At 70.9% G+C, this 12,217-nt stretch carries 10 protein-coding genes and 1 pseudogene; 4 read left to right on the top strand and 7 right to left on the bottom strand.

Features of this window, described 5'->3' with window-relative positions:
- The 6 genes and pseudogenes from AXW62_RS37030 to galU form a co-directional block, all read right to left on the bottom strand.
- A partial coding sequence (locus AXW62_RS37030; RefSeq protein WP_500862634.1) for a SepX/GlpR family protein occupies positions 1–527 on the bottom strand: 527 nt, incomplete at its 3' end.
- Between the two features lie 142 nt (positions 528–669).
- Positions 670–1,293 carry a GNAT family N-acetyltransferase gene (locus AXW62_RS37025; protein WP_030821983.1) on the bottom strand — a complete coding sequence of 208 codons (624 nt, stop codon included), beginning with the start codon at positions 1,291–1,293 and terminating at the stop codon, positions 670–672.
- 176 nt (positions 1,294–1,469) lie between these two features.
- Positions 1,470–1,967, bottom strand: a pseudogene (locus AXW62_RS37020) (MogA/MoaB family molybdenum cofactor biosynthesis protein); the annotation flags it as partial.
- Complete coding sequence (gene moaC / locus AXW62_RS37015) at positions 1,964–2,446, bottom strand: cyclic pyranopterin monophosphate synthase MoaC (RefSeq protein ID WP_030821977.1); 483 nt, start codon at positions 2,444–2,446, stop codon at positions 1,964–1,966. The gene moaC and the pseudogene AXW62_RS37020, both read right to left, overlap by 4 nt.
- A 68-nt stretch (positions 2,447–2,514) precedes the next feature.
- Positions 2,515–3,834 carry a molybdotransferase-like divisome protein Glp gene (glp, locus tag AXW62_RS37010; protein WP_060948260.1) on the bottom strand — a complete coding sequence of 440 codons (1,320 nt, stop codon included), beginning with the start codon at positions 3,832–3,834 and terminating at the stop codon, positions 2,515–2,517.
- Between the two features lie 4 nt (positions 3,835–3,838).
- Complete coding sequence (gene galU / locus AXW62_RS37005; protein ID WP_030821972.1) at positions 3,839–4,741, bottom strand: UTP--glucose-1-phosphate uridylyltransferase GalU; 903 nt, start codon at positions 4,739–4,741, stop codon at positions 3,839–3,841.
- 85 nt (positions 4,742–4,826) lie between these two features.
- Here galU and AXW62_RS37000 point away from each other — a divergent pair, with 85 nt between their 5' ends.
- Positions 4,827–5,426 (top strand): 5-formyltetrahydrofolate cyclo-ligase, encoded by a 600-nt coding sequence (locus AXW62_RS37000; protein WP_060948261.1) that lies wholly within the window; start codon positions 4,827–4,829, stop codon positions 5,424–5,426.
- A gap of 144 nt (positions 5,427–5,570) precedes the next feature.
- On the opposite strand, the gene AXW62_RS36995 is transcribed toward AXW62_RS37000, so the two are convergent.
- Positions 5,571–8,339 (bottom strand): penicillin acylase family protein, encoded by a 2,769-nt coding sequence (locus AXW62_RS36995; RefSeq protein WP_060948259.1) that lies wholly within the window; start codon positions 8,337–8,339, stop codon positions 5,571–5,573.
- 234 nt (positions 8,340–8,573) lie between these two features.
- Between AXW62_RS36995 and AXW62_RS36990 the strand changes: the two genes are divergently transcribed.
- From AXW62_RS36990 to AXW62_RS36980, 3 genes are all read left to right on the top strand, one after another.
- Complete coding sequence (locus AXW62_RS36990) at positions 8,574–10,079, top strand: potassium/proton antiporter (RefSeq protein WP_252368872.1); 1,506 nt, start codon at positions 8,574–8,576, stop codon at positions 10,077–10,079.
- A 100-nt stretch (positions 10,080–10,179) separates the two neighbouring features.
- Positions 10,180–10,539, top strand: a complete 360-nt coding sequence (locus AXW62_RS42030) for an FmdB family zinc ribbon protein (protein ID WP_079105459.1) — start codon at positions 10,180–10,182, stop codon at positions 10,537–10,539.
- 241 nt (positions 10,540–10,780) lie between these two features.
- Entirely contained in the window at positions 10,781–11,626 is an 846-nt protein-coding gene (locus AXW62_RS36980) for an S-methyl-5'-thioadenosine phosphorylase (RefSeq protein ID WP_060948256.1), read from the top strand.
- The last annotated feature ends 591 nt before the right edge of the window (positions 11,627–12,217 follow it).

Below are 12,217 nucleotides of genomic sequence, written 5' to 3'. Positions count from 1 at the left end.
CCACGGTCCAGCGCGCTCCAGCCGCCACCGCCCGCGCCGCGTACTCCGCCCGTACCGCCCGTGCCAACGCCGCCGCGTACACCTCCGGCGCCGCGCGCACCGCTCGCGCCCCCGGCCGCCGGCGCCGACGCCGCCTCGGAGGGGGCGTCGGCGCCCAGGGGGGCGGGGGCGCGCAGGGTGACGGGCTCGGCGTAGGCCCGGACGTCGATCGCGTCGGTCACCGCTTCCGGGTCGGCCGCGTAGCGCCCCGGCTCGACGGAGGCGCCCCCGGCGTCGGGGGCGTCCGCGTCCTCGGCGGTGCGCTCGGCGAGACCATCCGCCGGGTTCCCGGGACGCTCGAGGTCCACACGGCTCTTGGCGTAACGGCGCTCCATGCCCGCCCGTCCGGACAGCAGCCGGATGGCGGTGCTGAAGCGTTCCGTCGGACGGGCCTCATTCAACTCGTCCTGCCTGCGAAGCCACATCGGCACCAAATAGGCGGCCCAGGCCCCGACGATGACTGCGTAGATGAGGCCACTGCTGCTCACGCTCACACGGTAGAGGGGTCCGCATGAGGCCATCTGCCAATTGGCGCGGTGTGTCGCACGATCTGGCTGATATCTCGAAAGTTTTTTGTGATTGTTGGGATGACCAGGCTGGAAATGTTCTCCCACTAATCGAACATGCATTTTATTTCTGTGACGCACCTGGTCGCGTCCGGTGCCACCGCTCCAGCAGCCCCTCGGACAGTTCCTCCACCGTGAGCGCGTAGACCAGGTGGTCGCGCCATGCGCCGTCGATGTGGAGATAGCGCGGCCGCAGCCCTTCCTGGCGGAATCCGAGTTTCTCCACCACCCGGCGGCTGGGCAGGTTCTCGGGCCGGATGCACACCTCGATGCGGTGCAGTCCGATCACGCGAAAGCAGTGGTCGACGGCGAGCGCCACCGAGGTCGGCATCACTCCGCGCCCGGCCACCGCCTGGTCGATCCAGTAGCCGATATGGCCCGAGCACATCGACCCCCAGGTGATCCCGGCGACCGTCAACTGCCCGGCCAGCCGTCCCTGGTACTCGATGATGAACGGCAGCATCCGCCCGGCGTGCGCCTCGGCCCGCAGATGGCGGACCATCTGCCGGTAGGTCGGCCGATGGGTGACGGGGCCGCCCGGCGGGGGCGGCGGGATGGTCGCCTCCCAGGGCCGCAGCCACTCCCGGTTGCGCTGGTTGACCTCACGCCAGGCGCGCTGGTCGCGCAGTTTTATGGGGCGGAGGACCGTATCGCCGTCCGCCAGCACGACCGGCCAAGGGGCGTTCAGCGCGCGCTCCCGGCCGATCCCGCGGAGTCGGCTTCCGGCCCGGCGGAGTCGGCTTCCGGGTCGGCGGGATCGGTTGTCGGCCCCGCCGCCGACCCGGTGCGATCGGCTTCCGGCCCCGCCGCCGGCCCCGCGGGATCGGCGGTACCGGCCTGGTGCGCGGCACCGCCCTGGTCGGCGGGTCTGCGGTGGTCCCCGCCGTGGATCTGGTCCACCGCGTGGGCCAGGAGGCGGCCGAGCACCTCAAGGCCGTCACGGACCCCTCCGGTGGAGCCGGGCAGATTGACGACCAGGGTCGTGCCGGCGACCCCGGCGAGCCCCCGGGAGAGCGCCGCGGTGGGCACCTTGGCGAGCCCCTCGGCGCGGATGGCCTCGGCGATCCCGGGGATCTCGTAGTCCAGAACGCGACGGGTGGCCTCCGGGGTGCGGTCGGTGGGGGTGAGCCCGGTGCCGCCGGTGGTCACCACGACGTCGTACGAGGCCGCCACGGCGTCCCGCAGGGCGGCCTCCACCGGATCGCCGTCGGGCACCACTCGGGGGCCGTCCACGGCGAAGCCGAGGGCGGCCAGCCCCTCGGCGATCAGCGGGCCCCCGGTGTCGGCGTAGACCCCGGCGGCGGCACGGTTGGAGGCGGTGACGACCAGGGCGCGGCGGCGCGGCGCCGCCGAGCCGCTCATGCCCGGCTCCAGTCGCCGGACTTGCCGCCCGTCTTCTCCTCCACCCGCACGTCGGTGATGACGGCTCCCTTGTCGACGGCCTTGACCATGTCGATCACGGTCAGCGCGGCGACCGAGACCGCGGTGAGGGCCTCCATCTCCACGCCCGTGCGGTCCGTGGTCTTCACGGTGGCGGTGATCTCGACGGCGTCGTCGGCGACCTCGAGGTCCACCGTGACGCCCGACACCGCGAGCGGGTGACACAGCGGGATCAGGTCCGGGGTCCGTTTCGCCCCCATGATGCCCGCGATCCGGGCGGTGGCGAGGGCGTCCCCCTTGGGGAGGCCCTCGCCGCGCAGCAGTTCCACGACGCGCGGTGCGACGAGTACTCGGCCGCTCGCCCGGGCGGTGCGCGCGGTGACGTCCTTGGCCGAGACGTCGACCATGCGCGCGGCGCCCGACGGGTCGAGGTGGGTGAGATGGTCCTGGGCGCTGCTCATCGTTCTCCCGGTCCGGGCCAGGTGGTGGCTCCTGTGTGGGACGACACCGTACCCGCCGCGAATGGCGGCTAGGCCAGCAGGACGACGTCCACCTCGGCGCCGGGGGCGACCTCGGTGACGTCTTCGGGGACGACGATCAGCGCGTTGGCATGGGCCATGGCCTTGATCAGGTGCGATCCGGCACCGCCCACCGGGGTGACGGTGGCCGGCCCGTCGATCGTGGCCGGCTCGTACCAGCCGCGCAGGAACTGGCGCCGGTCCTTGGGCGAGGAGGCGACGCCCGCGGGGCAGACCGCCCGCTCGATGGTGCGGTGGACGTCGCCGCTGCCCAGCATGGTGCGGATGACCGGGCGCACGAAGAGCTCGAAGGAGACGTACGAGCTCACCGGGTTGCCGGGCAGGGCGAGCAGCGGGGTGTTCTCCGGGCCGACCCGGCCGAAGCCCTGGGGCTTGCCGGGCTGCATGGCCAGCTTGCGGAAGTGGACCTCGTGCATCGCCTCCTTGACCACGTCGTACGCGCCGACGCTGACCCCGCCGCTGGTGACGACGATGTCGGCGCGGACCAGCTGGTCCTCGACGGCAGCGCGCAGCGTCGCGGCGTCGTCGGCCACCGCGCCCACCCGGTAGGCGATCGCGCCGGCCTCCCGGGCGGCGGCGGTGAGCTGGAAGCTGTTGGAGTCGTGGATCCGGCCGGGGCCCGCTTCCTCACCCGGCTGGACCAGCTCACTGCCGGTGGAGAGCACGACCACCCGGGGCCGGGGCCGCACCTTGACCGTGGCGCGGCCGAGCGCGGCCAGCAGCCCGAGCTGCGCCGCTCCCAGGAGCGTGCCGGCGCGCAGCGCGAGTTCGCCCGCGCCCGCGTCGCTGCCCCGGGTGCGGATGTGCTGGCCCTCCCGCACCGGGCGGAAGACGCGCACCCTGCCGCTTCCGCCGTGGGGGTCCGTGCCCCGCGCGGGCATATGGGTGACCGGACCGCTGTCGAGGCCGCCGTCGGTCCACTCGACGGGAACGATGGCCTGCCCGCCGGGCGGGACCGGGGCGCCGGTCATGATCCGGGCCGCCTCTCCGGGGCCCACGGCGGGCAGGTCACCGCTGCCCGCCGCGATGTCGCCGATGACGGTCAGCACCGCGGGGTGGTCCCCGGTCGCGGCCGCGACGTCAGCCGTACGGACGGCATAGCCGTCCATGGAGCTGTTGTCGAAGGGCGGAAGCGCGCCGGGGACGGTGACGTCCTCCACCAGGACGCAACCCTGGGCGTCGAGCAGCTGCAGCTCGATGGGCTCCAGCGGGTGGACGTGCCCGAGGATGTCGTCGAGGTGCTCGGCCACCGTCCAGACCCGGTCCTGGTCCGGGCCGTGATCGGCGGCCCGTTCTGCGGTGCTGCTCAAGGTGCTACATCTCCTCGGTGACGTACCTGCGAAGCCATTCCCGGAACTCCGGGCCCAAGTCTTCACGTTCGCACGCGAGTCTGACAATGGCACGCAGATAGTCGCCACGGTCTCCTGTGTCGTAGCGGCGTCCCTTGAAGACGACGCCGTGCACCGGGCCGCCGAGGTCCGGGCTGGAGGCTAGCGCCTGCAGGGCGTCGGTGAGCTGGATCTCGCCACCGCGGCCCGGCTCGGTCCTGCGCAGTACGCCGAAGACGGCCGGGTCGAGCACATAGCGGCCGATGACGGCGTAGTTGCTGGGCGCGTCGGCGGCGTCGGGCTTCTCGACCAGGCCGGTGACCTGGACGACGTCGTCGTCCACGGTCGGCTTCACCGCCGCGCAGCCGTAGAGGTGGATCTGGGCCGGGTCCACCTCCATCAGGGCGATGACGCTGCCGCCGTGCCGCTCCTGGACGTCGACCATGCGGGCCAGAAGCGGGTCGCGGGAGTCGATGAGGTCGTCGCCGAGGAGGACCGCGAAGGGCTGGTCACCGACGTGCGGGGCGGCACAGAGCACGGCGTGGCCGAGACCCTTGGGGTCTCCCTGGCGGACGTAGTGCATGGTCGCCAGGTCGCTGGACTCCTGGACGCGGGCGAGGCGGGTCTCGTCGCCCTTGCGGGTCAGAGCCTCTTCGAGCTCGTAGTTGCGGTCGAAGTGGTCTTCCAGGGGTCGCTTGTTGCGGCCGGTGACCATGAGGACGTCGGACAGCCCGGCGGTGACGGCTTCCTCGACGACGTACTGGATCGCCGGCTTGTCGACGACCGGCAGCATCTCCTTGGGGGTGGCCTTGGTGGCCGGAAGAAAGCGGGTTCCGAGCCCCGCGGCAGGGATGACAGCCTTGGTGATCCGAGTACGCGATTGAGTCATGTACCGAACCCTATCCGGTGCCTTTGGGGCAAATGATGAGTTTTCGGTGAATGTGGCATGAGACAGGGAGATTGCGCACCCAGTGATCAACACCGAGGCTAGTAAGCGCGCGTTGCGCAGACGTCACCTGACGATGAGGTCCAGGTTGACGGCGGATGACATCGAGAAGGCGGGCGCCGCTCTGGCGTGTCGCGCCCTGGAGCTTCCCGAGCTGGCCAGGGCGGCCACGGTGGCGGCGTACGTGTCCATGGGGAGCGAGCCCGGTACGCACGCCCTGCGGGAGGCCCTGCGCGCCCGCGGGGTCCGGGTGCTGCTTCCGGTGCTGCTCGAGGACGACGATCTCGACTGGGGCGAGGACGAGGGGCCCGCGCGGCTGGTGCCCGCGCGGCGCGGTCTGCTGGAGCCCGAGGGGCCGCGGCTCGGCCCCGAGGCGGTGACCCGGGCGGACGTGGTGCTGCTGCCCGGTCTCGCGGTGGACCGGCGCGGGATGCGGCTGGGCCGCGGCGGCGGCTCGTACGACCGGGTGCTGGCCCGGCTGGCGAAGGCGGGGGCCGATCCGGCGCTGGTGGTGCTGCTGTACGACGGTGAGCTGCTGGACGAGGTGCCCGAGGAGGGCCACGACCGGCCGGTGCACGCGGCGGTGACCCCCTCGGCCCTCCACCGCTTCACGCCGCGACCCCGCTGAAGCCGCCCGGAGGCGCTCTCAGCAGGGCCGCGGGAGCCGGCGGGCTCCGGGGGCCGGCCGGGGGCGCGAACGCCCCTCAGACGGCCGCCGGGCCCTTCGGGGGCCACGCGGGGTGCTAAGTGCTCCACGGAACCCTCCACAGCGCTACGGGGTGAGCGCCAGCTCGTCGTCCGTCGACTTGTCCACCGCGCTCTTGCTGAACGACCAGGGCAGCAGCTCGTCCTTCGCCCACTTCTCGGTCTGGTCCGTGTAGTGCGCGTTGTAGGCGTGGCCGGAGGCGCCGGTGAGGTTGATCCAGCGCGACTTGTCGAGGTTGTCGAGGTTGACGACCATCCGCATCGAGGGCACCCAGGTGACGTCGTAGCCGCCGGCCGCGTTCCACCCGGTGGCGTTGACCGCCGCCTCGCCGCCGGAGAGGTTCCAGGGGCCGCGGTTGAGGAGCCACTGCACCACGCCGGGGCCGTCGGTGCCCAGGGTCTGGTTCTTCAGCGTCAGCTGGTGCAGCCGGCCCCAGCTCCAGCTGTCGATGTCCTTGCCCAGCTTGGCGGTGAGTTCGGAGCGCGCGTCCCGCATGGCCTGCGCGAGCAGCTCGTCACGGTTGGTGGCGCCGGGCTTGTTGCGGGTGCCCGCCGTCTTCCACCAGCTGTTCTTCGGGTCCTTGATGATGTTGCGCACAACCTCGTACCAGCGGTCGCCGCCGTCGGGCTGGGCCATGTCGGGGTCGCGCTTACCGCATTCGCGCACCAGGCGGGTGTTGCCGTTCAGGTCCTCCAGCGGACCGGAGTCGTCGGCCGGGCGCACCCGCAGGCACTCCCCCTCGACCCGCAGCTCCTTGGGGAGCTTGTCGCCGAAGGCCAGCTTGAGGGTGTTGCGCCAGACGGCGTTGAAGTACGCGGCGGCCGCCGAGTCCGAGTCCTGGGTGTAGTCCCAGCTCTCCAGCAGCTTCTGCGCCTCGCGTACGTAGTCGTCCTTGATGTCGATCTTCAGCAGATAGGGCGTCAGCAGCTTGGCGATCTCACTGCTGTTGTCCATCTGCATGGACTGCATGTCGTCCGTGGAGATCTTCCCGCCGTCCTTGATCTTCGACTCGATGAGGTCGGTGATGCGCTGGCTCCGCGCGCCGTACCCCCAGTCGTCGGTCAGCAGGTACGGGTAGGTCTTCTTGTCTATGACGGCCTGGTTGGCGGTGACGATGTAGCCCCGGTCCGGGTTGAACTCCCAGGGCAGCGCCGACTGCGGGATGTACTCACTCCACTTGTAGCGCGAGTCCCAGCCGGGCGCCGGGTAGCGGCCGTCGCCCTTGGCCCGCACCGGGATCTTGCCGGGCGCCTGGTAGCCGATGTTGCCCTCGGTGTCGGCGTAGATGAGGTTCTGGGAGGGGACCGCGAAGTCGCGGGCGGCCTTACGGAAGTCGCTGAAGTTCTTGGCCGCATCGAGCGCGAAGACCGCGTCCATGGTGTTGGACGGGGTGAGCGCGGTCCACTTGAGCGCCACCGCGTAGCCGTCGCCGCGGTCGGGGGCCACATCGTCGGCCCCGGTGCCCACCGGGGCGCTCTTGCCGACGTCGGTCAGCTCGTCGTCGCGGTCGGAGACGATCGGGCCGTTGTTGGTGGTACGGACGGTGATCGTACGGTTCTTGCCGCCCGCGACCTTGATGGTCTCCTGGCGCGTTGTGAACGGGATCTGCTTGCCGTCGTAGAGGTAGCTGCCCGCGGTGACCTTCTCCAGGTACAGGTCGCTGACGTCGGCGCCGAGGTTGGTCATGCCCCAGCTGATGTTCTGGTTGTGGCCTATGACCACACCCGGCATACCGGCGAAGGTGAAGCCCGCCGTGTCGTACGGGCAGGCGCTGGTGACCTGCTTGCAGTGCAGCCCCATCTGGTACCAGACGGACGGCAGCTGGGGCGCCAGGTGCGGGTCGTTGGCGAGCAGCGGCTTGCCGGTGGTCGTGTACTTGCCGGAGACCACCCACGAGTTGGAACCGATACCGGTGCCGTTGGGGCCGAGCAGCGCCGGGACCTTGTCCAGGGTCCTGGAGAGCGAGGACAGCTGCGTCTGCAGCCCCTGCGTGGCGCCGGTGGCCCCTCCGCCCACCGTGCCGGGACCGCCCGTGGCGTCCGTCGAGCCCGCCGGGGTGGCCTTGGGGTCGAACTCGTCGGTGAGCTCGTTGACGGCGCCGCCCTGCACGATCGGCTTGTTGCGGCTGTACGGGTAGGGCGGGTAGAGCTCGTCTATCTGCTTGGCGCTGAGCCTGTTGGAGGCCAGGGCGCGGTCCACCTCGTCCTGCATGTTGCCGCGCAGGTCCCAGGCCATCGCCTTGAGCCAGGCCACCGAGTCGACCGGGGTCCACTTCTCGGGCTTGTAGCCGTCGTTCTTGAAGTCCAGGGCCGCGTACTCGACGGACAGCTCCTCGCCCTGGTGGTCCTTGAGGTAGGCGTTGACGCCGTCGGAGTAGGCCCGCAGGTACTTCTTGGTGGCGGCCGACAGCTTGGTGTCGTACTCCTGCTGGGCAACCCGGTGCCAGCCCAGGGTGCGCAGGAACGCGTCGGTCTCCACCTGGCTGGAACCGAACATCTCCGAGAGACGGCCGGCCGTCATATGACGGCGCACATCCATCTCCCAGAACCGGTCCTGGGCCTGGACGAACCCCTGGGCGCGGAAGAGATCCTCGGGGGTGGCGGCGTAGATCTGAGGTATCCCATAGCCGTCACGTTTGACCTGCACGGGGCTGGACAGCCCCTTGAGCTGCAACGATCCCGTGGTCTCCGGGAATGAGGCACGAACTGTACTGATGCTCCAGTACGCGCCGTAGCCGACGCCCCCGACGAGCAGCAGCACGACTGCGATCACGATCAGGCGGAGACGTCGGCTCTTCTTCTTTTTGGGAGAAGAGCCGGTTGTGTTGGCGGGCATCGCTGTCCTTCGAGGGGCAGGGTGAACCTGGAGTGCTGGAGCAACCATAGGCGCAGCGCTGTCGCCGCCCCTACGCGGAGTCATGGCTGACGCCGCGCACCGGCCACGGGTCCGGGCTTCTACACCTCGGCGAAGAGTTCTCACGGAAGGCTCGCGTCAAGATCCCGTAAAATGTTAGATAAGGCAATGAAGTTCCGGTCGGCGGGAACCCTTCGCGGCGTTCCCGCCACTCCCGTGAGAAAGGGTCGGCCCCTGACTGTCCACCACCTCAACGAATTGCTGCTGATCTGCTCGCTCGTCCTGCTCATCGCGGTGGCGGCCGTAAGGGTCTCTTCGCGCAGTGGACTGCCCACGCTGCTGATCTATCTCGGAATGGGCGTCGCCATCGGCACGGACGGGATCGGCGTCACCTTCAACGACGCCGAGCTCACCCAGGTCATCGGCTATGCCGCGCTCGTCGTCATCCTGGCCGAAGGCGGTCTGGGCACGAAGTGGAGCGAGATCAAACCCGCCCTGCCGACGGCCGCGGCCCTGTCCACCGTGGGTGTCGCGGTGAGCGTCGGGCTCACCGCGGCCGCGGCGCACTACGTGGTGGGACTGGACTGGCAGCAGGCCCTGATCATCGGCGCGGTGGTGTCCTCCACGGACGCGGCGGCGGTCTTCTCGGTGCTCCGCAAGGTGCCGCTGCCCAAACGGCTCACGGGCACCCTGGAGGCCGAGTCGGGCTTCAACGACGCCCCCGTGGTGATCCTGGTGCTCGCCTTCTCCAGCCGGGGCCCCGTGGAGTCCTGGTACATCCTGATCGGCGAGATCGTCCTGGAGCTGGCGATCGGCGCGGCGGTCGGCCTCGCGATCGGCTGGCTGGGGGCCTACGGACTGCGGCACGTGGCGCTGCCCGCCTCGGGCCTGTACCCGATCGCGGTGACCGCCATCGCAGTGACCGCCTACGCGGGCGGCGCGCTGGCGCACGGGTCCGGCTTCCTCGCCGTCTACCTCGCCTCGCTGCTGTTGGGCAACGCACGGCTGCCGCACTGGCCGGCCACGCGCGGCTTCGCCGAAGGGCTGGGCTGGATCGCCCAGATCGGAATGTTCATCCTGCTCGGACTGCTGGTCACCCCGCATGAGCTGGGCGATGACATCTGGCCGGCCCTGGTGGTCGGGCTGATGCTGACGGTGGTGGCCCGGCCGGTGTCGGTGCTGCTCAGCACGGCGCCGTTCCGGATGCCCTGGCGGGAGAAGGCGCTGCTGTCCTGGGCCGGGCTGCGCGGGGCGGTGCCGATCGTGCTGGCGACCATTCCGATGGTCAACGACGTGCCCGGCAGCCGCCGGATCTTCAACATCGTCTTCGTGCTGGTGATCGTCTACACCCTGGTCCAGGGGCCGACGCTGCCCTGGCTCGCCACCCGGCTGCGGCTCGAGGAGCCCGAGCCGGCCGACCTGGGCATCGAGTCGGCGCCACTGGAGCGGCTGCGCGGACACCTGCTGTCGGTGTCGATCCCCCAGGGGTCCAGGATGCACGGCGTCGAGGTCGGTGAGCTGCGGCTGCCCACCGGGGCCGCGGTCACCCTGGTGGTCCGCGACGGGACCAGCTTCGTACCGCTGCCCTCGACCGTGCTGCGGCGCGGTGACGAACTGCTGGTGGTGGCCACGGATCCGGTGCGCGACGCGGCGGAGCGGCGGCTGCGGGCGGTGGGCCAGGGCGGCAAGCTGGCGGGCTGGCTGGGCATGGGAGGGAGCTGACCGATCACCGTATGTCCCGCCCCAGTGGACTGACGCGCGGGAATACTGCACTATGGAGCGTCGTTAGCACTCATTGAGTGAGAGTGCCAGGAGGAAGAACGTGCCGACCTACCAGTACCAGTGCACCGAGTGCGGCGAGGGCCTCGAGGCGGTGCAGAAGTTCACCGACGACGCGCTCACCGAGTGCCCCCACTGCAAGGGACGCCTGAAGAAGGTGTTCTCGGCGGTCGGCATCGTGTTCAAGGGCTCCGGCTTCTACCGGAACGACAGCCGCTCCTCCTCCAGCAGCACGAGCGGCGGTTCGAGCAAGCCGGCGGCGAAGAGCGACAGCTCCGGCTCGTCGGACTCCTCGTCCTCCTCGTCTTCGGACTCCTCGTCCTCGTCTTCCTCGTCCTCCTCCTCGACGTCTTCGTCGTCGTCCTCGGCGGCGTCGTCCTCGACGTCGAGCTCGGCCGCCTGATCGGGGTAGATCCGATCCGGGCGCGCCTGATCGGGGCACGCCCGATCCGGGCACGCCTGATCAGGCACGAATGATCGGGAACGGCTGATCCGGGCACGACTGATCCGGGCACGACTGATCCGGGCACGACTGGGCCCGCCCGATCAGGGCACCCGCTCTTCGGCTTCACCGGCACCCCGTCGCCTCCACCGGGAGGCGGCGGGGTGTCGTTCGTCCGGACGCGGCTGGCTAGGGTGATCGCATGGTCGAGACCAGCAGGCAAGCAGACATAGGGGTCATCGGGGGCTCGGGGTTCTACACGTTCCTCGATGATGTGACCGAGATCACCGTGGAGACTCCCTATGGGGCGCCGAGTGACTCGCTCGTCCTCGGCGACATCGACGGACGGCGGGTCGCCTTCCTCCCGCGGCACGGCCGCAAGCACCATCTGCCGCCCCACCGCATCAATTACCGCGCCAACCTCTGGGCCCTGCGCTCGCTCGGGGTGCGGCAGGTCTTCGGCCCCTGCGCGGTGGGCGGGCTGCGGCCGGAGTACGGGCCGGGGACCCTGCTCGTCCCGGACCAGCTGGTGGACCGTACGAAGGGACGTACGCAGACGTACTTCGACGGTGAGGCGCTGCCGGACGGGCGCGTGCCGAACGTGGTGCACACCACATTCGCCGACCCGTACTGCCCGGTGGGGCGCAAGGCGGCCGTGGACGCGGCACGCGGACGTGGCTGGGAGCCGGTGGACGGCGGAACCATGTGCGTGGTCGAGGGGCCGCGCTTCTCCACCCGGGCCGAATCGCGCTGGCATGCGGCGCAGGGCTGGTCGGTGGTCGGCATGACCGGTCACCCGGAGGCGGTGCTCGCTCGTGAACTGGGCCTCTGCTACACGTCGTTGACGCTGGTCACCGATCTGGACGCGGGGGTGGAGACCGGTGAGGGCGTCACCCACACCGAGGTGCTGAGGGTCTTCGGGGAGAACGTGGGCCGCCTGCGCGAGGTGCTCTTCGACGCGGTGGGCAGGCTGCCGGAGAACTCCGCCCGGGACTGCCTGTGCACCCACGCCCACGACGGCTGGGACCTGGGGATAGAGCTTCCATAGCGGCGGTACGCGGCGGACGGCGGGCCCACGACGTTGCGGTGAGGTCCGCCGGTACGAGGCGACCGTGGCGGCCCGGTACGGGACGACGGTGGCGGCGCGGTACGGGACGACCGCGCGGGGTTACCACAGCGGGTGCGCGCGTTCCACGGGCGACGGCGCGCGGTTGCCACGAGCGGGTGCGCGCGGTTGCCGCGAGCCGGTCACCAGGCGGCTGCGGGGGCTCGCGGTACGTGCGACCGCGAGCGGTGGCGGCGGGCCGGTACGGAGTGGCTGCGCGCTGCCGCAGATCGGTACGTGCGGCGGGCTGCCTGCGGGCAGGACTCGCAGCGGGATGCCTGCGGGCAGGACTTGCGGCGGGGCGGGTGTCGCTCGCCCGGGTGACCGAGTTGTCCACAGCCCGGTGGCCATCCACAGGCCCCAGCGGGACCGAGCGGAGGCGGGCATGGTGAGGGAGCCAGAAGCACCCGGTCCCTCACGGCAGGCGGTGATGTGCCATGTCCCATCCGTCCCCCACCCCCACCCCCACCCTCGCGCTACCCCGCTCCGCTCCCCCGGCCCGTGCGGTGCCACGCTTCGATCCGGTGCGCACGG

It is taken from the genome of Streptomyces hygroscopicus subsp. hygroscopicus (assembly GCF_001553455.1).
Taxonomy (GTDB): domain Bacteria; phylum Actinomycetota; class Actinomycetes; order Streptomycetales; family Streptomycetaceae; genus Streptomyces; species Streptomyces hygroscopicus.
The sequence above is the reverse complement of the archived record's forward strand: the minus strand, read 5'-3'. Positions and strand labels throughout refer to the sequence as shown.

Excerpts from the sequence above, each read along its gene's own strand:
- galU (WP_030821972.1), bottom strand. The coding sequence starts at position 4,741 with ATGACTCAATCGCGTACTCGGATCACCAAGGCTGTCATCCCTGCCGCG.
- AXW62_RS36995 (WP_060948259.1), bottom strand. The coding sequence starts at position 8,339 with ATGCCCGCCAACACAACCGGCTCTTCTCCCAAAAAGAAGAAGAGCCGA.
- AXW62_RS36980 (WP_060948256.1), top strand. The coding sequence starts at position 10,781 with ATGGTCGAGACCAGCAGGCAAGCAGACATAGGGGTCATCGGGGGCTCG.
- moaC (WP_030821977.1), bottom strand. The coding sequence starts at position 2,446 with ATGAGCAGCGCCCAGGACCATCTCACCCACCTCGACCCGTCGGGCGCC.